The organism is Streptococcus macacae NCTC 11558 (genome assembly GCF_000187995.2).
Taxonomy (GTDB): domain Bacteria; phylum Bacillota; class Bacilli; order Lactobacillales; family Streptococcaceae; genus Streptococcus; species Streptococcus macacae.
In genome coordinates this window covers 1111665-1134458 of record NZ_AEUW02000001.1, presented here as the reverse complement: position 1 = coordinate 1134458, position 22794 = coordinate 1111665, and the positions used below count along the sequence as shown (strand labels likewise).

Sequence of the window (22794 nt, the reverse complement as noted above, 5' to 3'; positions counted from 1 at the left end):
AGCTACAAGTAAATCAGCTTTTGAGATCAGTAATTATAGTTTCTATCAAAAATTTAAAATCCATTAAAATATTAGCAGGTTTTTTTGTTTTTTCATTTTAAAGACAGTATAAATTTTCATTTTTTGATATAATGGCTATATCTATACACAATGAAAGGAGCCGACTTCTGCAAATGAGTCATTTAGAATAAGCCGCTTGTTCTAAGTGCGTCTTTAAATCAGTTTTTTTAATTGATTGGACTGTTTTTTGCGTGGTTCTCATATCAAATTTATGCCAGATTATTTATCGGTGTCTATTTTGACCAAATATTTAAAACTAAAATTTGATCGTGATCCTTATTTGGAACGGGTTTATTTGACTGGTCAGGTCTCTAATTTTAGACGGCGTCCTCATCATCAGTATTTTTCACTTAAAGATGACAAGGCTGTTATTCAGGCCACCATGTGGGGCGGTATTTATAAGAAACTGGGTTTTGAACTTGAAGAAGGCATGAAAATTAATGTTATTGGGCGCGTACAGCTGTATGAGCCCAGCGGCTCTTATTCCATTATCATTGAAAAAGCAGAGCCAGACGGTATCGGTGCCCTAGCTATTCAATTTGAACAAGTCAAGAAAAAGTTAGCTGAGGCCGGTTATTTTGACGATAAGCACAAGCAAAAACTGCCGCAGTTTGTTAAAAAGATTGGTGTTGTCACCAGTCCTAGCGGTGCGGTTATCAGAGATATTATTACCACAGTCTCACGCCGGTTTCCAGGCGTCCATCTTTTACTGTTTCCGACTAAGGTTCAAGGTGAGGGAGCAGCGCAAGAAGTGGCTGCTAATATTCGTTTAGCTAATGAACGCGATGATTTAGACCTTCTCATTGTTGGTCGCGGCGGAGGATCTATTGAGGACCTTTGGGCTTTTAATGAGGAAGTTGTAGTGCAGGCTATTTTTGAATCGCACCTGCCTCTTATTTCCAGTGTCGGACATGAGACAGATACAACCTTAGCTGATTTTGCGGCAGATCGCAGGGCAGCAACTCCAACAGCAGCAGCTGAATTGGCAACGCCTGTGACTAAGGCTGATGTATTGGCCTTTCTCCAAGAAAAACAAATGCGCTCTTATCAGGCTGTTATGCGCCTGATCAGGCAAAAAGAGGAACAAGTTAACAAACTGCAAAATTCAGTTATTTTTAGACAGCCTGAAAGGCTCTATGATGCTTATGTTCAAAAGCTGGATCACTTAAAGATGCGTTTAGTGGCTAAAACAAGGCAGACTTATGATGTTTATGATCGCAAGGCAAATATCGTAAGGCAAAGACTAATGTCCGTTAATTTGTCCGAGCGCATTCAGCGATATCAAGAACGATTAAAGCAGAATCAGCGCCTGCTTTTAAGCAATATGACGAGTCAGTATGACACTAAGCTAGCGCGTTTTGAAAAAGCACAGGATGCGCTGCTGTCATTAGATACAAATCGGATTGTTGCGCGTGGCTATGCTATTATTCAAAAGGATAATCACATTATTCAATCAAGCCAGCAAATCAAAAAGGGAGATCACTTGAATCTTGAATTGAAAGATGGCTATGTTCAAGTGGAGGTAGAAAATGTCAAACAAGAAAAAAACATTTGAAGAAAATTTACAGGATTTAGAAGGAATTGTGAGTCAATTGGAAAATGGCGAGGTTCCTCTTGAAGAGGCTATTGCCCAATTTCAAAAGGGAATGGTACTTTCTAAAGACTTACAAAAAACGTTGGAATCAGCTGAAAAGACTTTGGTCAAAGTCATGCAGGATGACGGCAGTGAAGCCGAAATGGATGCGTTGTGAAAAATAAGATTGAACATATTAATCAGGCCATCAAGCATTATTATGCACAAAATAAGGTATCTAAGGATCTAGTTGAGGCAATTTTGTATTCTGTTGATGCCGGCGGCAAACGGATTCGCCCCCTCTTACTGCTGGAAATGCTGCAGGGATTTGGCTTGATGCTTACAGAAGCTCACTATCAAGTGGCAGCTGGTTTAGAGATGATTCATACTGGCAGTCTTATTCATGATGATCTGCCTGCTATGGATGATGATGACTATAGACGGGGTCAGCTGACCAATCATAAAAAGTTTGATGAAGCAACAGCTATTTTAGCTGGAGACAGCCTTTTTTTAGACCCCTTTACTTTATTAGCTAATGCTGATTTAGCGGCTGATATAAAGGTAAGATTAATAGCAGAATTATCAGCTGCTTCAGGAAGCTATGGCATGGTTGCTGGGCAAATGCTAGATATTAAAGGGGAAAAAAGTTTGTTAAGTTTAACAGATATTGCTAAGATTCACGCTAATAAAACAGGCAGACTATTAACTTTTCCATTTGTGGCTGCTGGGATCATAGCTGAACTTTCAGACCTTTCCCTTGCTAAGCTTCGTCAAGCAGGTGCACTGGTTGGTTTAGCTTTCCAAGTGCGTGATGATATTTTGGATGTGACAGCTAGTTTTGCTGAACTTGGCAAGACTCCTCAAAAAGATCAGAAGACCTTTAAATCAACCTATCCTAGTCTTCTGGGTTTGAATGAATCTTATGCTGTCTTGGAGGATTCTCTGGATCAAGCCCAGTCTATTTTTCAAAAATTATCTACAGAAGAAGAATTTGATAAAACTAAAATTGATAAAATGCTAGAGAGGTTGCGTCTTCATGCCTAAGGAAAGAGTAGATGTTCTGGCTTATAAACAGGGGCTTTTTGAAACAAGGGAGCAGGCTAAGCGGGGTGTTATGGCAGGCTTAGTTGTTAATGTTATCAATGGAGAACGTTATGATAAGCCTGGTGAGAAAGTTGATGAGGCGACTGAATTAAAATTAAAGGGTGAAAAACTAAAGTATGTCAGCCGCGGCGGCTTAAAATTGGAGAAGGCACTGCAAGTTTTTGACATTTCTGTGAATGGCTTGATAACGCTTGATATTGGGGCTTCAACAGGTGGCTTTACAGATGTTCTGCTGCAAAATGGTGCGAAGCTAGTTTATGCAGTGGATGTCGGAACCAATCAATTAGTCTGGAAACTGCGCCAGGATAAACGTGTCTGTTCTATGGAGCAATATAACTTTCGTTATGCAGAACTCAAAGATTTTACAGAGGGTCAGCCTGTTTTTGCCTCGATTGATGTCAGTTTTATCTCACTTGCCTTAATTTTACCGGCATTGAACAAAATTTTAGCTGATTCCGGTCAGGTCCTTGCTTTAATCAAGCCACAATTTGAAGCAGGGCGCGAACAAATAGGAAAAAATGGCATTATTAAAGATGCATCCACCCATGAAAAGGTTTTAGAGACCGTTACAAACTTTGCAGCAGATTTTGGTTTTACGGTGAAGCAGCTTGATTTTTCTCCTATTCAAGGTGGTCACGGCAATATTGAATTTTTAGCTTATCTGCAAAAATCCAATTCACCAGAAAATCAGATTTTGAAAGACATTAAAACTGTTGTTAAATCAGCACATGAGGAATTTAAAAAGAATGAAAAAACGTGAACGCTTAGAATTAATTAAAACAATTGTTTTAGAAAATGCGATTGAGACGCAAAATGATTTAGTAAAGCTTTTAGAAAATGAAGGTTTGAAAGCCACTCAGGCGACTATTTCCCGTGATATTAATGAAATCGGTATTGTTAAAGTGCCGGCTTCAGATGGCCGTTATATTTATGGACTGTCCAAAGAAAAGGCAACACAAGAACAAGACAGTTTTAGACGGGCAGAGAATGCTGTTAAGTCCGTTTCTGAAAATACTGCTGGATTAGAACATTTGCTCCATATTGATGTTATACCGGGAAATAGTTATTTGATAAAGCGTTTCTTATTAGAAAGGTTTGGACAGCTTATCTTCAGTCTCATAGCAGATGATGACAGCCTTCTTTTAATTCTAAAAGATCCAAAAGACAGTGAGCAAATCCGCCAAGAAATAAAATCCTTGCTAGCAGATTGAAGGAGTAAAAGGTGACTATGCTTTTAGAAATTGCTATAAAAAATTTTGCTATTATTAAAGAAATATCATTAAACTTTGAAAATGGTATGACTGTCTTAACAGGTGAAACAGGGGCTGGAAAATCAATTATTATTGATGCTATGAATATGATGTTAGGAAGCAGAGCTAATACAGATGTCATTCGCCACGGCTCTTCTAAAGCAGAGATCGAAGGATTTTTTTCTCTGGATGCAAACTCGCCTTTAAAACAGATCTTAAAAGAAAATGGTATTGAATTTTCGGATGAATTGATTATTCGCCGCGAGATTTTTCAAAACGGCCGCAGTGTCAGTCGTCTTAATGGGCAAATGGTTAATTTAGCTGTTCTGCGCTCTATTGGCCAGCATTTAGTTGATATTCACGGCCAGCATGATCAAGAAGAGCTAATGCGTTCTCAAAATCATATTCACTTATTGGATGGCTTTGGAGACGGCCATTTTCAAGAGGTAAAGACAAACTATCAAAGCGTATTTGACCATTATAAAAAGCTCCGCAAACGAGTCCTTGATAAGAAGAAAAATGAGCAAGAACATCAGGCCCGTATCGAAATGCTGGAGTATCAGATAGCCGAAATTGAAGCGGCAGACCTTAAATCAGGTGAAGATCAAAAACTCTTAAAAAAACGCCATAAATTATTGAATCATAAACTTATTGTTGATACTTTAACAAATGCTTATACGGTCTTGGATAATGAAGACTATTCAAGTTTAGCTAATGTACGTTCAGCCATGAATGATTTGCAGTCTTTGGAAGACTATGATGCTGATTATAAAACTTTGTCTTCTGATCTCAGCGAATCTTACTATATCTTAGAAGATGTCACCAAACGTTTGGGGGATTTATTGGAAAACTTAGATTTCGATGCTAATGCTTTGGTCAATCTAGATACACGGCTTGATTTAGTTAATTCTATAACCCGCAAATACGGCGGTTCTGTTGATGATGTCTTGGCTTATTTAGCCAATATTACGAAAGAATACAATCTTTTGACAGGAAATGACTTGTCTTTTGATGATATGGAGCAGGATCTTAAATCCTTAGAAAGAGAGCTGTTAGAGACAGCTTCTGAATTAAGTCAAGAGCGTCACAAGCTTGCTGATCTTCTAACCAAGGAGATTAAGCAGGAATTAAAAGATCTTTATATGGATAAGGCTGCTTTTAAGGTTGTTTTTTCAAAGGGGAAATTCAATCGTGAAGGCAATGAAGCTGTAGAATTTTATATAGCAGCCAATCCAGGTGAGGACTTTAAGCCTCTTGTTAAAGTAGCATCAGGCGGGGAACTGTCGCGACTGATGCTGGCTATTAAAGCAGCTCTGTCACGGCGTGATGATAAGACCAGTATTGTCTTTGACGAAGTGGATACAGGGGTATCTGGCCGGGTGGCACAAGCTATTGCTCAAAAAATTCATAAAATTGGCAGCAATGGGCAGGTTCTAGCCATTTCACATTTACCTCAGGTTATTGCCGTCAGTGATTACCAATATTTCATTGAAAAGCAAAGTCATAAAGATTCAACAGTTTCAACTGTCCGTCTATTAAAGCCAGAAGAAAGGGTTGAAGAAATTGCTAAAATGCTGGCTGGTGATGATGTTACACCTGCAGCTCGCCAGCAAGCCAGAGAATTACTGAGGCAGTGAGCGAATTTGAAAAGCAGGATTAATGAGATATAGTTGTTATAAAAGCATTAGCGGCATTATATTTTGTAACTGATACCATTATTAATGAAAATTTAATTGAGTTGATAATGAAAGCAAAGATTCTTTTACAGCTGCTTTCGATTTTAAAAAGTGGGGAAGATTATTTGACCTTATTTGACAAGGGTCTTGCTTTTTTTGCTTGTAAAACTCCCCTAAAAGCTAATTATTTGTTATAATAGCAATGATAATCGAAAAATTAAATGAGCGGGATAGAAAATGACTAAAATTAAAATTGTAACCGATTCTTCTATTACCATTGAACCTGAATTAGTGAAGGAACTGGATATTACAGTTATTCCTTTAACCGTAATGGTTGACGGTGTTATTTATTCTGATGATAACCTAAAAACAGAAGGAAAATTTCTTTCTCTTATGAGGAATTCAAAAGAACTTCCCAAAACCAGTCAGCCCCCTGTGGGACTTTTTGCCGATACCTATGAAAAGCTGGTAAAAGAAGGCGCTGAGAAGATCGTTGCCATCCATATTACGCACACCTTATCAGGAACAGTTGAAGCTTCCAGGCAGGGGGCTAATATTGCTGGAGCAGATGTTACTGTCGTAGATTCTTCTTTCACGGATCAAGGAATGAAGTTTCAGGTTGTGGCAGCAGCTAGAGTTGCTAAAAATGGCGGCAGTCTTCAAGATGTACTCTCAACAATTGAAGAAGTCAAAGAAAAAACCAAGCTGTTTATTGGTGTTTCAACTTTAGAAAATCTAGTTAAGGGAGGACGGATTGGCCGTGTAACGGGTCTTCTAAGTTCTCTGTTAAATATTAAAGTTGTCATGGAGCTAAAAAATCATGAGCTGTATCCTATTGCTAAAGGACGCGGGGCCAAGACATTTTATAAGTGGCTGGATTCACTTACAGCTGACTTAAAGAATCGCCAAATAGCTGAAATTGCTATTTCTTATGCAGGGACAGCTAATTTTGCTAATGTTTTGAAAGAAAAATTACAAACTTATGTTGAAAAAGAGATCTCTGTTTTAGAGACGGGCTCAACGATTCAGACACATACGGGAGAGGGTGCTTTTGCAGTAATGGTACATTATGAATAAAAAAATTCCTAAAGAACTGACTTTTTTTATCGCAAGTCTTCTCATTTTTGCAGTCCTATTTTATATTTTATTTCCGACAAGAGGATCTCATTCTCGTTTGAGGCGCTCAGAAGAGCTGAGAACTTCGACTGTCAAAAAAGAGAAGGCCTTTAACTATATTGCTATTGGCGACTCTTTGACAGAAGGAATCGGTGATACTACAGGACAAGGCGGCTTTGTTCCCTTGGTAGCCCAAGGGCTGAAAACCAACTATCGGTATACTGTCAAAAGCAGTAATTATGGTGTTTCAGGTAATACAAGCCAGCAGATTTTAACGCGTATAGATAAAAAGAAAGATATTCAAAAGAGCTTAAAAAAAGCAGATATGATGACTTTAACAGTCGGTGGGAACGATGTCATGACGGTTATCCGAAAAAAGCTGTCAAATTTAAAGGTATCTTCTTTTAAAAAACCTGCAAGAACTTATCAAAAAAATCTGGAAGAAATTATTTCATCAGCTAGAAGTCAGAATAAAAATTTACCTATTTACATTTTAGGGATTTATAACCCTTATTATCTGAATTTTCCTGATTTAACACAGATGCAGGATGTTATTGATAACTGGAATAAAGGAAGTCAGGAAATTGCTGAAAAGTATGACAATGTTTATTTTGTTCCTATCAATGATTTACTTTATAAAGGTGTTGATGGTCAAGGAAAAGCGGTAGAAGCACCAAGCAGTGCAAACAGTTCAGGTACCGTAGAAAATAATGCCCTTTATGATGGCGATCATTTCCACCCAAATAATATCGGCTATCAAATTATGTCAAAAGCAGTAATGGAGAAAATCAGTGAAACAAAAAAGAATTGGAAATAACAAGAATTGGTGGAAATGGGCCTTCCTACTGCTATTAGCTATTAATGTTGCTTTTTGGAGCGTTATTGCTGTTAAAATAGTGAGTGGCTCTCATCCTAAAATAGAAAAAATACAAGCTGATAAAAATCCTATTAAAGTTGGTAGCATTACCACAAACAAGGAGCAGCTTAATCAAGTACTAACAAGTTATCTGAATGACTATCAATCAAAGAAAATGCAGTACAGTGTTCGCCTCAATGATACAGATATTGAATTTCAGAGTACTTACAAATTATTAGGCTACAATATTCCGCTTCATATTTATTTTGAGCCTTACAATTTGGCTAATGGAGCTATTCAGCTTAAAGTGACGTCTTTTTCAGTAGGGTCGCTTTCTTTACCAGAATCAGAGATACTTAGCTATCTAAGATCTAGTTATAAACTTCCGAATTTTGTCGAGATACTTCCGCAAAAATCTGTTGTTAACATTAATTTACAAAAGATAGACAATCAGTATGGGATCTATCTAAAATCAACAGCCCTTAATTTAGTAAATGACGAGATAAGCTTTGACATTTTAAAGAAAAATCGTTAAAATAAACACTAAACACTTGACCTGATAAAGTTTTTCAGGTATGATAGTGTTTGTTAAAGCTCATTGAGCTTATAAATTTATTGGAGGATTTGTTAAATGGCTAACAAACAAGATTTGATTGCAAAAGTAGCAGAAGCTACTGAATTGACTAAGAAAGATTCAGCTGCAGCAGTAGATGCTGTCTTCGCTGCAGTATCAGGTTACCTTGCAAAAGGTGAAAAAGTACAACTTATTGGTTTTGGTAACTTCGAAGTTCGCGAACGTGCAGCACGCAAAGGTCGCAACCCTCAAACAGGTGAAGAAATCAAAATCAAAGCTTCTAAAGTTCCAGCATTCAAAGCTGGTAAAGCTCTTAAAGACGCTGTAAAATAAGATTTCAGCGATGTATATCTAGAACGTAATTTTAGGATATACAAATGTTTCAATAAAAAAGCTATAGAATTTCTATGGCTTTTTTCTATATAATCTCTGAGTGCTATATTGCCCGATTTAGCCGCGATAAAACAAGGTATAAAATAAAAAACAAAAGAGCAAAGGAGTGTCTTTTATGAAAAAAATAATAAATCAGCCAGCTCAAGTAGTTGATGAAATGCTTGACGGTTTTTCGTATATTCATTCAGATATCATTTACCGCCTTGAAGGATATGACATTATAGCTCGAAGGGCCAAGAAGACTGGGAAGGTTGCTATTATCTCCGGTGGAGGCAGCGGGCATGAACCATCGCATGCTGGCTTTGTTGGAGAGGGTATGCTGTCAGCTGCAGTCTGCGGTGCCGTGTTTACTTCACCTACTCCCGATCAAGTATTAAAAGCCATTAAGGAAGCCGATGAAGGTGCGGGAGTTTTTATGGTTATTAAAAATTATTCAGGTGATGTAATGAATTTTGAAATGGCTCAGGATTTGGCAGAAATGGAAGGCATTGAAGTTGCTAGTGTTGTCGTTGATGATGATATTGCGGTTGAGGATAGTCTTTACACACAAGGAAGACGCGGAGTAGCCGGGACAGTCCTTGTTCATAAAATCTTAGGAGACGCAGCACGTTTGGGGAAATCTTTAAAAGAAATTAAAAGGATAGCAGATGAACTGGTACCTAATATTCATACGATAGGCTTAGCTCTAAGCGGTGCAACTGTTCCTGAACTAGGAAAAGCTGGCTTTGTTTTAGCCAGTGATGAAATTGAGTTTGGCATTGGTATTCACGGTGAACCAGGTTACCGTCGTGAAAAAATGCAGGAGTCACAAAAACTATCACAGGAATTAGTAGAAAAATTAATACAATCTTTTGATATTAAGGAAACAGACTCATTTGGCATCTTGATCAATGGAATGGGGGCCACTCCTTTGATGGAGCAATATGTCTTTGCTAATGATACTAGAAAGCTCCTAGAGAAACAAAATATCGCTATTGTTTATAAAAAATTAGGCAATATAATGACTTCTATTGATATGGCAGGTATTTCACTGACTTTAATTAAATTCAAAGATAAAGCGTGGATAGAAGCTTTGAACAGTCCTGTTACAACAGCTGCTTGGTAAGAGTAAGAAAGGAAATTGAGATGGAAGTTACAGTAGCAAAACGGTGGATGTCTTTATTTAATGACAAAATTCAAGCTAATAAAGACTACCTTTCAGAATTAGATACTCCTATAGGAGATGGAGACCATGGCAGCAATATGGCACGCGGCATGACTGCTGTTATGGAAGCTATGTCAACACAAGAATTAACAACAGCAGCTGATGTCTTTAAAGCGACAGCTATGCAGCTATTGCGCACGGTCGGCGGAGCATCCGGGCCGCTGTATGCCTCAGCATTTATGGGGATGATGGATTCTGAACAGGCAGGAGGCGATATTATAGATGACATTAAAGCAGGATTAGACATGATCAAAAAACGCGGGAAGGCCAACATTAATGAAAAAACAATGGTAGATGTATGGGCTTGTGCACTTGCTGATTTAGAAACAAATACTTTAACGGCTCCTGCTATCAAAAAAATGGTCGAAGAAACCAAAGAGATGAAAGCTACTAAGGGCCGTGCTTCTTATGTTGGTGAACGTTCGGCAGGTCATATTGATCCAGGTTCTTATTCATCTGGTTTACTATTTGAAGCTTTAATTGAAGCGGAGGATTTATAATGTCAGGAATTGGAATTGTGATTGTGTCGCATTCTAAAAATCTCGCACAGGGCCTATATGATTTAATTGAAGAAGTCGCTAAAGATGTCTCCGTGACTTATATTGGCGGCACAAAAGATGGTGAGATAGGAACAAGTTTTGAGCAGATTGAGGAAGCTATCGAACAAAACGCTCAAACGGTCTTGTTGACGTTTTTTGATTTAGGCTCAGCAAGAATGAATTTAGAGATAGCGGCTGATTTATCAGACAAAGATATTGTGATGATGAATGTTCCAATTGTTGAAGGTGCCTATTCTGCTGCAGCTTTGATACAAGCAGGTGTTTCTTTGGAGGAAATTCTATCACAATTAGAAATGTTAAAAATCAATAAGTAAGCAGCAAGCTGACTGCCTTATTTTATCTATTATGGTAAGGAAGCTGAGCCAAAAGCTCCCAGCCCCATGCTGTTTTGTCGTTTTACTTGCAAGACGCAGTGGCTGGATATCCTTATCCCTTGCTGTATAAGTGATAGCAGCTATCCTAACCAACTGTTAGGAGGTGGGACGGCGAAATCAAATTCTTCGAATTATTGATGTTCTGTCCCACTCTCTTTTAATTTATATAAGACCTATTCATTCTTCTTTTAGATAAAATAGTGTATAATAAAAGAAAAGAAGCAGGGAAGGGAGCTAAGGATGGAGCAGTATTCTCATAACACAGAAATTAATCAAAATGTTTATAATGATGTCTTGGAACATTTGAAAGAAAAACATATCCGCCTTACGGAAACACGAAAGGCTATTATTTTTTATATTATCAATGCTCACCATCATCCAAGTGCAGAACAAATATATAATGATCTTCTTCCTCAGCATCCAAGTATGAGCCTGGCTACGGTCTATAATAATTTAAAAGTTTTGATTGATGAAGGATTTGTTGTTGAATTAAAAGTAAGCAATGACAATACAGCTTATTTTGATTTTATGGGGCATCAGCACTTGCATGTTGTTTGTGAGTCTTGTGGTAAGATTACAGATTTTGTAGATGTTGATGTTTCTCGTATTAAAGAAGAAGCGCATGAACAAACAGGATATAAGATTACCAGAGCACAGCTGTTAATTTATGGTATTTGTCCAAAGTGTCAGGAAAAAAATAGGCAAAAGATTGGTTAGTCGTATTAATCCTATCTGCTGTATATATGTTTTACTCTTTACTTGCTCATTGCAGAAGAAAAAGTTATAATGTGTGAAAAAGCAAGAAAGTAGATAGCTAAAATGAAATTTATCATTATCATTTTAATGATCTTTTCTATCGTTAAAGTAATCGGTATTTTTTTTGTCAGCAAAGCATTTAAGCCAGAAGCAGCAAATTCTGAAAAATCAAAACAGGCAAAAATTCCTGAACAAAAGAAGGTACAAAAAGAGTAACTTTATTTTTTAAAGTCATCAGAAAAAGCCTGACTGAGATCCAAAATTTCAGTCAGGCTTTTTCTATTTCATCTTAAATTGCTATCAAATGCTTCTTAGCTTTAAAATGATTTAAGCCTTATAATTGAGCTTGCCGCGGAAGTCTTCCAAGCTTTCATAACCTTTTTCTGTCATGATTTCTTCTAATTCTTTAGTGATGCGCTCGAAGATTTGAGGCCCTTCTTGATGCAGGGCTGTTCCAATCTGTACCATGCTGGCTCCGCAGAGTATATGTTCAAAAGCATCACGGCCTGTTTTAACACCGCCAGTTCCTATAATCTGGATAGAAGGATTGAGGCGTTTATAAAAAGCATGAACATTAGCTAAAGCTGTTGGTTTGATATAGTCACCTCCGATACCCCCAAAACCATTTTTAGGCTTAATAAGGACTGTTTCATCTTCAACAACTAAACCATTTCCGATAGAATTAACACAATTGACAAAGGCTAAGGGATATTTATTGAAAATAGCAGCTGCTTGATCAAAATGTACAATATCAAAATAAGGCGGCAGCTTAATGCCAAGTGGTTTGGTGAAGTAGGAGAAAACTTCAGAAAGGATTTGGTCTGTCGTTTCAAAATCATAGGCAATCTGCGGTTTTCCAGGAACATTGGGGCAAGAAAGATTGAGTTCTACTAAACCTTTATAGTCACTGGCTTCAACAGACTTAAGAATAGTATGTGTTTCTTCTGGAGACATACCAACAAGTGAGAGAAAATGATTTTTGCTTTTTGGTCTATCCTGTAATTCCATAACATAGTCTAAGTAATAATGATAGCCTAGGTTAGGCAGTCCCATAGAGTTAATGCTGCCAAGAGCTGTATCAGCATAACGCGGCTCTGGATTGCCTGGGCGTTCTTTAAGCGTTCCTGTTTTTGTCACAAAGGATCCCGCAGCAGACTGATCAATAGCCGCTAATTCTTCGCGTGTCATGCAATAAACACCTGCAGCATTCATAAGACAATTATCAAACTGAAAAGAACCAATTGTTGTACGAGTTGAAACCATATGACCTCCAAAATAATACATTTTATTTATTGTAACACTAGATAAAATGTGCTGCAAGTTTGTTTTGTATGCTTTAGCTTTGGATGAAAGAAAACATTGCTCTTTTTAATTTTTGATAAATGTAGTAGATTTTTTTCTGATATTTTTGTAAAATAAAACAGTAAAACATTTGACATTTCGTCAAAAATAAAAGGAGAATAGTAATGGTAAAATTAGTTTTTGCTCGCCACGGTGAGTCAGAATGGAACAAAGCCAATCTTTTTACTGGCTGGGCTGACGTTGATCTTTCAGAAAAAGGAACACAGCAAGCTATTGATGCTGGTAAATTAATTAAGGATGCAGGCATTGAGTTTGACCAAGCTTACACATCTGTTTTGACACGTGCTATTAAAACCACAAATCTTGCTCTTGAAGCAGCAGGACAACTTTGGGTTCCCGTTGAAAAATCTTGGCGCTTAAATGAACGTCACTATGGTGGTTTAACTGGTCAAAATAAAGCAGAAGCTGCTGAAAAATGGGGTGACGAACAAGTTCATATCTGGCGTCGTTCATATGATGTGCTGCCACCAGCTATGGCTAAAGATGATCAATATTCAGCACACACTGACCGTCGTTATGCTAACCTTGATGATTCAGTTATTCCAGATGCTGAAAACTTAAAAGTAACTTTAGAACGTGCTCTTCCGTTTTGGGAAGATAAAATTGCGCCTGCTCTTAAAGATGGTAAAAATGTCTTTGTGGGTGCTCATGGTAACTCTATCCGTGCCTTGGTAAAACATATTAAACAATTGTCAGATGATGAAATCATGGATGTGGAAATTCCTAACTTCCCACCGCTTGTTTTTGAATTTGACAAAGACTTGAATGTTACAAATGAATACTATCTTGGTGAGTAAAGTTCTTTTCTGATTTTTTAGAAAGAAACTGAAACATAAAAAGTTTAAAAATGTGTAGGAGATTGGGCTGAAAAGTTCCAATCTCTTCGTATTTACAGTGAATTTTTGTTTTTTCGCTGCCTACTGTAAGAGGAGTATATCACAGAAGTGGGGCTGTCTTTTCTTTTACTCTTAGAAAGCTAAAAAATTTAAGAGAATCCGAAGGTTCTCTTTTTTGCTGAACAGCTAGCTTAAAGGACTAGAAATTTTTGGTGAAAATGTCATATGTTTTTTCAAATTATGTTAAAATATAAAGCATAGTTTTATAAAAAATAGGAGGAAAAATGTTTCGAAAAAAGAAGAGCAGTAAAAAGAAACAATCTGAAAAATTTATCTTGATTTCTAACAGAATCAATCTCCTATTTTTTCTTATTGTTACTTTATTTACGATATTACTGTTACGATTAGTACAAATGCAGATCTATGATGAAAAATTTTATAAAAAGAAGCTGACGGAATCAACAACTTATACGATCAAAACGTCCAGTCCTCGGGGTCAAATTTACGACTCTCAAGGAGTACCTTTAGTTGAAAATGAGGTTAAAGAAGTTGTTGCTTTTACAAGAAGTAATCATATGGATGCCAAAGACATTAAAGAAAACGCTAAGAAATTGGCTAATATCGTAACTTTGACAGAAAGCAAGGTAACTAAGCGTCAAAAGAAGGATTACTACCTTGCTGATCCTAAGAATTATCAAAAGGTTGTCAAAAAATTACCTCATCGAAAAAAATATGACCAATTTGGAAATAATCTAAAAGAATCGGATATTTATGCCAATGCTGTTAAGGCAGTTCCTGACAGTGTTATTGATTATTCTGAAGATGAAAAAAAGATAATTTATATTTTTAGTCAGATGAATGCGACTTCTGTTTTTAATACAGCCTCCTTGACAACGGGTGATTTGACTTCTGAGCAGATTGCTGTTTTAGCAACCAGTAAATCAAATTTAAAAGGTATTTCTGTAAAGACAGATTGGGAACGAAAATCCGTCAAGAATTCAATCACATCTGTTATTGGTAAAGTTTCCAGCCAAAAGACAGGTTTGCCTGCTGAGGAAGCAAAGAATTATGTGAAGAAGGGCTATTCCCTAAATGACCGTGTAGGGACTTCTTATCTGGAAAAAGAATATGAAAATGACCTTCAGGGCAGCCGAACCATTCAGTCTATTAAGGTGAATAAAGAAGGTAAGATCATCAGTGATAAAATAACTGCTAAAGGAACTAAAGGCAAAAACCTAAAATTAACACTGGATTTGAAATTTCAAAAGGGAGTTGAAGATATTCTCAACCGCTATTTCAAATCTGAATTAGGCAAGGGAAATACAAAGTATTCAGAAGGTGTATATGCTGTTGCTTTAAATCCAAATACAGGAGCCATCCTGTCCATGGCTGGTTTAGATCATGATCTTAAGACAGGAGATACTTCTTCAAATGCTCTTGGTACCGTTACAGAAGTTTTCACACCAGGCTCTGTTGTGAAAGGAGCAACTTTGACAGCTGGCTGGGCTAATAATGTTTTATTTGGCAATCAGATATTAAATGATCAGCCAATCCAGTTTGCAGGCTCAAATCCTATCAACTCTTGGTTTACAAATGGCTCTCTCCCTATTACAGCTAGCCAATCTCTTGAGTATTCTTCAAATACTTATATGGTACAGTTAGCTTTGAAATTGATGGGACAGGATTATCATTCTGGAATGGCTTTATCAACCGAAGGTTACAAGGATGCGATGAAAAAGTTAAGAGCGACTTATGCGCAGTATGGCTTAGGTGTTTCAACAGGTATTGACCTTCCAGGTGAATCAAAGGGTTATGTTTCAGAGAAATATGATCCTGCAAATGTTTTAACAGAATCATTTGGACAATTTGATAACTATACAACAATGCAGCTGGCTCAGTATGTTGCTGCAGTTGCTAATGGAGGAAAGCGTGTTGCTCCTCACATAGTAGAAGGTATTTATGACAATGATAAAACAGGGGGATTGGGCAATCGTGTGAAAACAATTGACACAAAAGTCTTAAACAATGTTTCTATATCCAATGAGAATCTCTCTATTATCAAAGATGGTTTTTATAATGTTGTTAACGGTAAAGGGGCTTATTCGACAGGTAAGACCTTGGCTAATGGCGCAAGCGTCCCTATTTCAGCTAAAACAGGGACAGCTGAAACTTATGTAAAAGGCAGTGATGGCAAATCTATTGATGCTTCAAATTTAAATGTTGTTGCCTATGCACCAAGCAATAATCCACAGATTGCAGTAGCTGTTGTGCTGCCTCACGAAACGGATTTACATGGAACAACGAGCCATGCTATAACAAGAGATATCATCAATCTTTACCAGCAAATGCATCCTATGAATGCAAATGAGTGAGGAGGAGGATGAATGCTTTACCCAACACCTATTGCCAAATTGATTGAAAGTTTTGCAAAATTGCCAGGAATTGGCATAAAAACAGCAACACGATTGGCTTTTTATACGATTGGAATGAAGGATGAAGAGGTCAATGATTTTGCCAAAAATCTTCTGGCGGCTAAGCGAGAATTGACCTACTGTTCTATTTGCGGCAATCTGACAGATGTTGATCCTTGTAACATTTGCAGCGATGACAGCCGAGATCAGTCAATCATTTTAGTGGTTGAAGACAGCAAAGATGTCTCAGCTATGGAAAAAATTCAGGAATATCACGGACTGTATCATGTTTTACATGGGCTTATTTCACCAATGAATGGTGTGGGTCCAGACGATATAAACCTTAAAAAATTATTAACCCGTCTGCAGGAAGAAAGCGATATTAACGAAGTTATTATTGCAACCAATACAACAGCAGATGGAGAGGCGACGTCAATGTATATTTCAAGAGTTCTAAAACCCGCTGGTATCAAAGTCACTCGGCTTGCTCGGGGACTGGCAGTTGGTTCTGATATTGAGTATGCAGATGAAGTAACCTTACTAAGAGCAATAGAGAATCGAACAGAATTATAAGTTAATGTGATTTTTTCTATTCTTATATAAGAACTATAAAAGGAAAAATAATGAAAAAAGAAACCCTTATTTTACTTTATGGCGGACGTTCAGCCGAGAGAGAAGTTTCGGTTCTCTCAGCTGAAAGTATAATACAGGCAGTCAATTATGACAAATTTTTGGTAAAAACCTATTTTATTACTCAGACAGGCCATTTTATCAAGACGCAGGAGTTTAGCCAGCTGCCCTTAAAGACAGAAAAATTGATGACAAATGATACAGTCATTGCCAGTCAAAAAATAAAACCAAGTGACATTTATGAAAAGGGTGCTGTTGTTTTTCCCATTCTCCATGGGCCAATGGGAGAAGATGGTTCCGTTCAAGGTTTTTTAGAAATTTTAAAAATGCCGTATGTCGGCACCAATATCTTATCTTCAGCTCTTGCTATGGATAAGATTGCAACCAAACAAGTTCTAGAGAGCAGTCAGAACCAGATTCCGCAAGTGCCCTATATAACTTACTTTGAAGGTGAAGATTTGAGTCAGACAGTTTTTGAAGCCGAAAATAAACTGACTTATCCTGTATTTGTGAAACCAGCGAATATGGGTTCAAGTGTTGGTATTTCTAAAGCTAGGAATCAAACAGAATTAAAAACAGCAATTGCTCTTGCTTTAAAATATGATAGCCGTATTCTCATTGAAGAGGGAGTTAAGGCTCGTGAAATTGAAGTCGGTATTTTAGGAAATACAGAGATAAAAACAACTCTACCGGGCGAAGTTGTCAAAAATGTTGCTTTTTATGATTATGAAGCTAAGTATATTGACAATCAGATCAAAATGGCTATTCCTGCAGAAGTAAGCGAAGAGATTTCAGCCAAAATGCGCCAATATGCAAAATTAGCTTTTCAGATGCTTGGAGGCTGTGGTTTATCACGGTGTGACTTCTTCCTGACAGAAGATGGCCATATCTATTTGAATGAACTCAATACAATGCCTGGCTTTACACAGTGGTCTATGTATCCCTTATTATGGGAAAATATGGGCTTAAGCTACTCAGACTTAATTGAAAGATTAGTCATGTTAGCTAAAGAAAAATTTGACGAACGTGAAAATCATCTCCTTTAAAATAGTTAAACAACAAGCTGTTGGCTTCACTGCAATTTTTTAATAGAAGTATAGCCGTAAACTAGAAAAAACTTTATTTTAAGTATTGATAAATGTTATAAGAGTGGCAACAAACTGTGCATTTAAGGCAGCAGCTGTGTTGATCACTCTTTTTATTATTTAGATTAAAAGGAGCGGTATGAAAACTTAGAAAATAATTTTGAGAATTATTTGAAAATTTCAAAATTAGGTGTATAATAAGGGCAATAGATAAGAGATAAGTTTGATTGCCTAATATTTCCTGTGTCTGTGTTAGGATTTTGGGGAGCCAATACTTCTTTTATGTTATCTTTAAGGAGAGCTTATTATGGAAAAAGTTGAAAATTTTAATAAAAAACTTAGTCATTGGTTTACCTTAGTCGTCATTCTCTGGGCCGTTTTTAATTTCTTTTTTCCTCAAACAAGTACTTGGGTTATACCTAATACTTCTTATTTATTAGGTCTTATTCTTTTTGGAATGGGCTTAACTTTGAAGACAGAAGATTTTGTCAGAATTTCCAAACGGCCAATTCCGGTTATTTTAGGGACAGTGGCTCACTATGTTATTATGCCTGGCTTAGCTTGGCTGCTTTGTCTTATTTTCCATTTAAAAGGAGCTACAGCAGCAGGCGTTATTCTGGTTGGTTCTTGTCCCAGCGGAACATCATCTAGTGTGATGGCCTTTTTATCGGGCGGAGATGTGGCTTTAGATGTTTCTATTGAGGTTTTATCAACTCTTTTAGCTCCGCTTATGCTGCCCTTGCTTTTATCTTTACTGGCAGGCCAATACATTGCTGTACCAGCAGTGAGTCTTTTTCTGTCAACTTTGCGCATTGTGGTTGTTCCTATTGTTTTAGGAGTCTTGATACATACACTTTTGGGCAAGCGAATCAATGCTGTCATTAAATTGATGCCTCTCATTTCTCAAATAGCTATTTTACTGATTATTGGTGCGGTTGTATCAGCCAATCATGCTAATATTTTTACGACGGCAACAGCCTTAGTTATTCCAGTGGTCATGCTTCATAATCTTTGTGGTTATGGGCTTGGTTTTGGATTTTCTAAATTATTAGGCCTGCAAGAAGCTCAGCAGAAAGCTATTACTTTTGAAGTTGGTATGCAGGATTCCAGTTTAGGAGCAACTTTGGCAATGAAATATTTTGTCCCGCAAGCGGCTATTCCGTCTACAATTTTTAGCATTTGGCATAATATTTCAGGTTCCATTCTTTCATCATGGTGGAAAAGCCATTCAAAATCGTAGTGAGATAATGACTTTAAAAAGCTGTTATTTTATTACCTTATTTTATGTTATAATGAAAGGACTGACAGAAGTCCTTTTTATTTGTACTGGAGTAATAAAAAATGAAATTAACATTACATGAAATTGCCCAAGCAGTGGGAGCAAAAAATGATATAGGCATTTATAAAGATGCTGCTGTTCATGCTATTGAATTTGATAGTAGGAAGATTGAAACAGGTGATTTGTTTTTACCCTTGAAGGGTGAACGTGATGGTCATGATTTTATTCCAATGGCTTTTGAAAATGGAGCGGTAGCTACATTTTCTGAAAAAACAATTGATCTTCCCCATCTTCTTGTTGATGACTGCCTCCTTGCTTTCCAAAAATTAGCACAATATTATTTAACAAAAATGCGGGTTGATGTTATTGCTGTAACAGGATCAAACGGCAAAACGACGACAAAGGATATGATTGCTTCGGTTTTGGCGACAACTTATAAGACCTATAAAACACAAGGTAATTATAATAATGAGATTGGGCTCCCTTATACAGTTCTTCATATGCCTGATGATTCTGAAAAAATTGTTTTGGAAATGGGACAGGATCATTTAGGAGATATCGCTCTTTTGTCCCGTTTGGCTCATCCGCACATAGCAATCGTAACCCTTATCGGAGAAGCCCACTTAGAATTCTTTGGCAGCCGTGAAAAAATTGCTGAAGGGAAAATGCAGATAACTGAAGGTATGGACTCAGATGGTATTTTAATTGCACCTGCCGATAAAATTATCAATGCTTACTTACCTGATAATCAAAAGGTTATCCGTTTTGGTCCCAATGAAGAAATATTTATGACAGAGCTGACAGAGACAAAAGACTCCTTGCATTTTAAGACGAATTTTCTAAATACAGAGATTCATTTGCCGCTTCCAGGCAGATACAATGCGACCAATGCAATGATTGCCAGCTATGTGGGAAAATTATCCGCTGTTTCAGAAAAGCATATCAAAGAGGCTTTAGCTCATCTTGATTTAACAGGCAATCGTACAGAATGGAAGAAGGCCGCTAACGGAGCAGATATTCTTTCAGATGTTTATAATGCTAATCCAACAGCTATGCGGCTCATATTGAAGACTTTTTCAACTATTCCTAGAAATAAAAGCGGTCAAAAAATTGCTGTTTTAGCAGATATGAAAGAATTAGGTGAAAAAGAGTTAGAATGGCATGGAGCTATAGTTGATAGTTTGGATCCTGATCAAATAGACCGTGTTATTCTTTTTGGCCCCTTAATGAAAGCTTTAGCGGCTGAAGTAGCTAAACGCTATCCACAAGGTAAATGGCAGTATTTTGAGACATTAGACCAACTTGATATTATGACAGAATGTATCAAAGAGGAGCTTGGAAAAAATGATCAGATTTTACTTAAAGGAAGCCACTCTATGCATTTAAACAAAGTAGTAGAAAGTTTAGAAAAATATTCTTAAAAGGTGAGGATTGATGATAGATAGACATTCAAGGAAACATAGCATAAATAGATTAATAGAAAGTTGGCCGTTTCTTGGAAATAAACCTGTAAACTATTATCGTTATTTTTATACTTTAGCTGTTATTGTAGCTATCTATACTTATTTTTTTAAACGCTATATTCCAGGAGATTCTTATCAGCTTTATACCATTTTTTCATTATGCCTTAGTCTGCTGGCTTTTATTTGGCATACTTATCTAACGAAACTGACTTTAAAAAAAGCTTATGCTATTTTTGCCAGTCTGGTTTTTATAATATTAATGCCTTCTTCCTTTTATCTTTTGGATCATTCTTCAGATTTTTCTATATTAAGCTTCTTTTTACTCTCAGTATCGATTGATCCTAAGCAAACTGATTTAATACGTTTTCTTTTTTATGCTAAATTTTTCTTAGCGATTGGGGTCTTGTTCTTTTATGTCAGAGGGCAGCTGCCAGACGTTACTTCTTATAGAGCGTCTCTTCATTTAGTACGTCATTCCTATGGCTTTATGCATCCTAATTCTTTGAGTATGTTTGCAGCCAGTCTTCTTTATGACTTTTCCTTGATGAAAGAAAAATCAACGAACTTGCTTGAAACATTATCGATGATTTTATTTAGTTTACTCATTTATTCCATAACAGATTCAAGAACAGGTTTGATGGCCTTTATTTTGGTTATTTTCTGTTCTGTATTTAAAACTCAGCTTTTAAAAGTTGAATTATCTGGAGATGTTTTATTTGTAGATATTATCATTATCTTTATTGTTGGGACAGCCCTATCTTATTTTTATAAGGCGGGCTCCCCCTTGTCTTCTGTACTAAATAAAGCCTTTACTGGACGATTAAGCAATGCTCATAGGTATTTGTTAAAGTATTCATTTTCTTTAACACCTAGAAAAATTCCGGATTTGCACTATGCAGATGGCAGCAGAATTTTTAATGAAAATTTTTATGTTGACTCTTTAATGCGTCAGGGCTTATTCGTTTATCTGCTCTTTCCGATTATGATTGGTTTTCAGCTGATGAAGAAGAATATTACGCTCTATCATTTTATTTTGATATTGGCCACTTTTATGACAGCTATGATGGAGGATTATGGCGTTAGTTTCTGTATCAGTTCTATCATGCTATTTGATTATTTCTCTATTTCTAGAAAACCAAGGAGTATTGGTGCAAGAATATAAGGTCTTGTAGCTGCAGATGACATTTTAAAATGCTCTCAAAACACTGTATCATACTCAATGAAAATCAAAAAGCAAACGAAGAAGCTAGCTACAGGCAGTGCTAAGGTACGGCAAGGTGCCCTTGATGTAGTTTGAAGGGATTTTCGCAGAGTATCAAGTTCTCTTTTCTTAGTTTTATTGACATTGACGGCTAAGTCAAGAACATTTATAATGAAGAGGACTGTATCTGATGTGACTAAGATAAAAATTGATGAAAGAGATGAACATGAAAGCATTTTTTACGACCTATCAAACACAGCCGCCTGCTATCCCTTTTTACCTGTATGTTTTGATGTTGTTTTTTCTGCTTTTTTTCATTTATACTTCACTAAAATATTATCGTTATCCTCTTTATAGCAAGACTTTTAAGATTATTCAGGGGATTCAGCTGTTTTTTCTTTATAGTTGGTACCTGCTGTCTGCTATTCCCCTTTCCAATAGTTTACCGCTCTATCATTGCCGCTTAGCTATGTTTGCCTTACTATTTTTACCGGATAAAAGCCGATTTAAACAGTATTTTGCTTTAATGGGAGCAAGCGGAGCACTCTTTGCATTAGGCTACCCGGTTTTTGACCCTTATGATTTTCCACATATTACTGGCTTCTCATTTCTTCTGGGACATTACTGTCTCTTGGTCAATTCTCTAGTTTATCTTATGAACTACTATGATAAGCAGCTGCTTGAGAAATATAGGATTATTCTGCTCACTTTTAGTTTAGATTTATTGTTAGTGGGAGTTAATCAGCTAACTGGTGGAAATTACGGCTTGATGACGCATCCGCCTTTTATTAAGGGTGAGAACATCTTTTTTAACTATTTAGCTGTATCAACGATTCTTTCTGCAGCACTCCTGGCTTTGGATGAGTATTTTAAAAAGTATTGGAATAAGAAAGCAGACTTGATATAAAAATTATTCTTCTCAAGCAGAATTCTCCCTGTCAAGTTAATTTGACAGGATTTTTTATTATTTTTTCGCAATGTCAAAAAATTTTGCTAGATTTTTTAAAAGAAAAAGATAAAATGAAGATAGA

Annotated in this window: 24 protein-coding genes; 23 read left to right on the top strand and 1 reads right to left on the bottom strand. The window is 36.7% G+C overall.

Annotated elements, in window-relative coordinates; all coding sequences use genetic code 11:
* Positions 1 to 271 precede the first annotated feature (271 nt).
* The 15 genes from xseA (at position 272) to STRMA_RS09650 (ending at position 11712) form a co-directional block, all read left to right on the top strand.
* On the top strand, positions 272 to 1615 hold the full coding sequence (gene xseA, locus STRMA_RS05360; RefSeq protein WP_040841811.1) for an exodeoxyribonuclease VII large subunit: 1344 nt from the start codon (positions 272 to 274) through the stop codon (positions 1613 to 1615).
* Positions 1590 to 1811, top strand: coding sequence for an exodeoxyribonuclease VII small subunit (locus tag STRMA_RS05355; protein WP_003079329.1), 222 nt, complete (start codon positions 1590 to 1592; stop codon positions 1809 to 1811). The genes xseA and STRMA_RS05355 overlap by 26 nt, the downstream gene beginning before the upstream one ends.
* Positions 1808 to 2677, top strand: coding sequence for a polyprenyl synthetase family protein (locus STRMA_RS05350; RefSeq protein WP_003082348.1), 870 nt, complete (start codon positions 1808 to 1810; stop codon positions 2675 to 2677). Before STRMA_RS05355 ends, STRMA_RS05350 begins: the two co-directional genes overlap by 4 nt.
* Positions 2670 to 3497, top strand: coding sequence for a TlyA family RNA methyltransferase (locus STRMA_RS05345; RefSeq protein ID WP_003080411.1), 828 nt, complete (start codon positions 2670 to 2672; stop codon positions 3495 to 3497). Before STRMA_RS05350 ends, STRMA_RS05345 begins: the two co-directional genes overlap by 8 nt.
* Positions 3484 to 3948 (top strand): arginine repressor, encoded by a 465-nt coding sequence (locus tag STRMA_RS05340; protein ID WP_003081344.1) that lies wholly within the window; start codon positions 3484 to 3486, stop codon positions 3946 to 3948. Before STRMA_RS05345 ends, STRMA_RS05340 begins: the two co-directional genes overlap by 14 nt.
* 17 nt (positions 3949 to 3965) lie before the next feature.
* Positions 3966 to 5624 carry a DNA repair protein RecN gene (recN, locus tag STRMA_RS05335; RefSeq protein ID WP_003079025.1) on the top strand — a complete coding sequence of 553 codons (1659 nt, stop codon included), beginning with the start codon at positions 3966 to 3968 and terminating at the stop codon, positions 5622 to 5624.
* A gap of 276 nt (positions 5625 to 5900) precedes the next feature.
* Entirely contained in the window at positions 5901 to 6740 is an 840-nt protein-coding gene (locus STRMA_RS05330; RefSeq protein WP_003081423.1) for a DegV family protein, read from the top strand.
* A complete protein-coding gene (locus tag STRMA_RS05325) occupies positions 6733 to 7596 on the top strand; it encodes an SGNH/GDSL hydrolase family protein (protein ID WP_003081950.1) in 864 nt (287 codons plus the stop codon). Before STRMA_RS05330 ends, STRMA_RS05325 begins: the two co-directional genes overlap by 8 nt.
* Positions 7571 to 8170 carry a YpmS family protein gene (locus STRMA_RS05320; RefSeq protein ID WP_003080166.1) on the top strand — a complete coding sequence of 200 codons (600 nt, stop codon included), beginning with the start codon at positions 7571 to 7573 and terminating at the stop codon, positions 8168 to 8170. Before STRMA_RS05325 ends, STRMA_RS05320 begins: the two co-directional genes overlap by 26 nt.
* A gap of 96 nt (positions 8171 to 8266) precedes the next feature.
* On the top strand, positions 8267 to 8542 hold the full coding sequence (locus STRMA_RS05315; RefSeq protein WP_003079072.1) for an HU family DNA-binding protein: 276 nt from the start codon (positions 8267 to 8269) through the stop codon (positions 8540 to 8542).
* A gap of 175 nt (positions 8543 to 8717) precedes the next feature.
* Positions 8718 to 9707 (top strand): dihydroxyacetone kinase subunit DhaK, encoded by a 990-nt coding sequence (gene dhaK / locus STRMA_RS05310; RefSeq protein ID WP_003082152.1) that lies wholly within the window; start codon positions 8718 to 8720, stop codon positions 9705 to 9707.
* Positions 9708 to 9727: 20 nt separating this feature from the next.
* A complete protein-coding gene (gene dhaL, locus STRMA_RS05305) occupies positions 9728 to 10306 on the top strand; it encodes a dihydroxyacetone kinase subunit DhaL (protein ID WP_003078563.1) in 579 nt (192 codons plus the stop codon).
* On the top strand, positions 10306 to 10680 hold the full coding sequence (gene dhaM, locus STRMA_RS05300; RefSeq protein ID WP_003080117.1) for a dihydroxyacetone kinase phosphoryl donor subunit DhaM: 375 nt from the start codon (positions 10306 to 10308) through the stop codon (positions 10678 to 10680). Before dhaL ends, dhaM begins: the two co-directional genes overlap by 1 nt.
* 300 nt (positions 10681 to 10980) lie before the next feature.
* Positions 10981 to 11457 (top strand): peroxide-responsive transcriptional repressor PerR, encoded by a 477-nt coding sequence (perR, locus tag STRMA_RS05295; RefSeq protein WP_003081817.1) that lies wholly within the window; start codon positions 10981 to 10983, stop codon positions 11455 to 11457.
* Between the two features lie 102 nt (positions 11458 to 11559).
* Positions 11560 to 11712: a hypothetical protein gene (locus STRMA_RS09650; protein ID WP_003080327.1), complete on the top strand. Its 153-nt coding sequence runs from the start codon at positions 11560 to 11562 to the stop codon at positions 11710 to 11712.
* Between the two features lie 111 nt (positions 11713 to 11823).
* Here the strand turns inward: STRMA_RS09650 and STRMA_RS05290 are convergent, their stop codons facing one another.
* Positions 11824 to 12759 carry a dihydroorotate oxidase gene (locus STRMA_RS05290; RefSeq protein ID WP_003082137.1) on the bottom strand — a complete coding sequence of 312 codons (936 nt, stop codon included), beginning with the start codon at positions 12757 to 12759 and terminating at the stop codon, positions 11824 to 11826.
* A gap of 203 nt (positions 12760 to 12962) precedes the next feature.
* Between STRMA_RS05290 and STRMA_RS05285 the strand changes: the two genes are divergently transcribed.
* From STRMA_RS05285 to STRMA_RS05250, 8 genes are all read left to right on the top strand, one after another.
* Entirely contained in the window at positions 12963 to 13655 is a 693-nt protein-coding gene (locus STRMA_RS05285; protein ID WP_003080831.1) for a phosphoglycerate mutase, read from the top strand.
* 323 nt (positions 13656 to 13978) lie between these two features.
* Complete coding sequence (gene pbp2b / locus STRMA_RS05280; RefSeq protein ID WP_003078537.1) at positions 13979 to 16066, top strand: penicillin-binding protein PBP2B; 2088 nt, start codon at positions 13979 to 13981, stop codon at positions 16064 to 16066.
* Between the two features lie 12 nt (positions 16067 to 16078).
* A complete protein-coding gene (recR, locus tag STRMA_RS05275) occupies positions 16079 to 16678 on the top strand; it encodes a recombination mediator RecR (RefSeq protein WP_003079753.1) in 600 nt (199 codons plus the stop codon).
* Positions 16679 to 16728: 50 nt separating this feature from the next.
* Positions 16729 to 17781: a D-alanine--D-alanine ligase gene (locus STRMA_RS05270; RefSeq protein ID WP_003078856.1), complete on the top strand. Its 1053-nt coding sequence runs from the start codon at positions 16729 to 16731 to the stop codon at positions 17779 to 17781.
* 346 nt (positions 17782 to 18127) lie between these two features.
* Positions 18128 to 19060, top strand: coding sequence for a bile acid:sodium symporter family protein (locus STRMA_RS05265; protein ID WP_003078852.1), 933 nt, complete (start codon positions 18128 to 18130; stop codon positions 19058 to 19060).
* A 101-nt stretch (positions 19061 to 19161) separates the two neighbouring features.
* Positions 19162 to 20520, top strand: a complete 1359-nt coding sequence (locus STRMA_RS05260; RefSeq protein ID WP_003082303.1) for a UDP-N-acetylmuramoyl-tripeptide--D-alanyl-D-alanine ligase — start codon at positions 19162 to 19164, stop codon at positions 20518 to 20520.
* Between the two features lie 13 nt (positions 20521 to 20533).
* Positions 20534 to 21724 carry a hypothetical protein gene (locus STRMA_RS05255; protein WP_003080352.1) on the top strand — a complete coding sequence of 397 codons (1191 nt, stop codon included), beginning with the start codon at positions 20534 to 20536 and terminating at the stop codon, positions 21722 to 21724.
* A gap of 265 nt (positions 21725 to 21989) precedes the next feature.
* Entirely contained in the window at positions 21990 to 22670 is a 681-nt protein-coding gene (locus STRMA_RS05250) for a YwaF family protein (RefSeq protein WP_003079716.1), read from the top strand.
* The last annotated feature ends 124 nt before the right edge of the window (positions 22671 to 22794 follow it).

Excerpts from the sequence above, each read along its gene's own strand:
- xseA (WP_040841811.1), top strand. The coding sequence starts at position 272 with ATGCCAGATTATTTATCGGTGTCTATTTTGACCAAATATTTAAAACTA.
- STRMA_RS05355 (WP_003079329.1), top strand. The coding sequence starts at position 1,590 with ATGTCAAACAAGAAAAAAACATTTGAAGAAAATTTACAGGATTTAGAA.
- STRMA_RS05345 (WP_003080411.1), top strand. The coding sequence starts at position 2,670 with ATGCCTAAGGAAAGAGTAGATGTTCTGGCTTATAAACAGGGGCTTTTT.
- STRMA_RS05340 (WP_003081344.1), top strand. The coding sequence starts at position 3,484 with ATGAAAAAACGTGAACGCTTAGAATTAATTAAAACAATTGTTTTAGAA.
- recN (WP_003079025.1), top strand. The coding sequence starts at position 3,966 with ATGCTTTTAGAAATTGCTATAAAAAATTTTGCTATTATTAAAGAAATA.
- STRMA_RS05330 (WP_003081423.1), top strand. The coding sequence starts at position 5,901 with ATGACTAAAATTAAAATTGTAACCGATTCTTCTATTACCATTGAACCT.
- STRMA_RS05325 (WP_003081950.1), top strand. The coding sequence starts at position 6,733 with ATGAATAAAAAAATTCCTAAAGAACTGACTTTTTTTATCGCAAGTCTT.
- STRMA_RS05315 (WP_003079072.1), top strand. The coding sequence starts at position 8,267 with ATGGCTAACAAACAAGATTTGATTGCAAAAGTAGCAGAAGCTACTGAA.
- dhaK (WP_003082152.1), top strand. The coding sequence starts at position 8,718 with ATGAAAAAAATAATAAATCAGCCAGCTCAAGTAGTTGATGAAATGCTT.
- dhaL (WP_003078563.1), top strand. The coding sequence starts at position 9,728 with ATGGAAGTTACAGTAGCAAAACGGTGGATGTCTTTATTTAATGACAAA.
- dhaM (WP_003080117.1), top strand. The coding sequence starts at position 10,306 with ATGTCAGGAATTGGAATTGTGATTGTGTCGCATTCTAAAAATCTCGCA.
- perR (WP_003081817.1), top strand. The coding sequence starts at position 10,981 with ATGGAGCAGTATTCTCATAACACAGAAATTAATCAAAATGTTTATAAT.
- STRMA_RS09650 (WP_003080327.1), top strand. The coding sequence starts at position 11,560 with ATGAAATTTATCATTATCATTTTAATGATCTTTTCTATCGTTAAAGTA.
- STRMA_RS05290 (WP_003082137.1), bottom strand. The coding sequence starts at position 12,759 with ATGGTTTCAACTCGTACAACAATTGGTTCTTTTCAGTTTGATAATTGT.
- STRMA_RS05285 (WP_003080831.1), top strand. The coding sequence starts at position 12,963 with ATGGTAAAATTAGTTTTTGCTCGCCACGGTGAGTCAGAATGGAACAAA.
- pbp2b (WP_003078537.1), top strand. The coding sequence starts at position 13,979 with ATGTTTCGAAAAAAGAAGAGCAGTAAAAAGAAACAATCTGAAAAATTT.
- recR (WP_003079753.1), top strand. The coding sequence starts at position 16,079 with ATGCTTTACCCAACACCTATTGCCAAATTGATTGAAAGTTTTGCAAAA.
- STRMA_RS05270 (WP_003078856.1), top strand. The coding sequence starts at position 16,729 with ATGAAAAAAGAAACCCTTATTTTACTTTATGGCGGACGTTCAGCCGAG.
- STRMA_RS05265 (WP_003078852.1), top strand. The coding sequence starts at position 18,128 with ATGGAAAAAGTTGAAAATTTTAATAAAAAACTTAGTCATTGGTTTACC.
- STRMA_RS05260 (WP_003082303.1), top strand. The coding sequence starts at position 19,162 with ATGAAATTAACATTACATGAAATTGCCCAAGCAGTGGGAGCAAAAAAT.
- STRMA_RS05255 (WP_003080352.1), top strand. The coding sequence starts at position 20,534 with ATGATAGATAGACATTCAAGGAAACATAGCATAAATAGATTAATAGAA.
- STRMA_RS05250 (WP_003079716.1), top strand. The coding sequence starts at position 21,990 with ATGAAAGCATTTTTTACGACCTATCAAACACAGCCGCCTGCTATCCCT.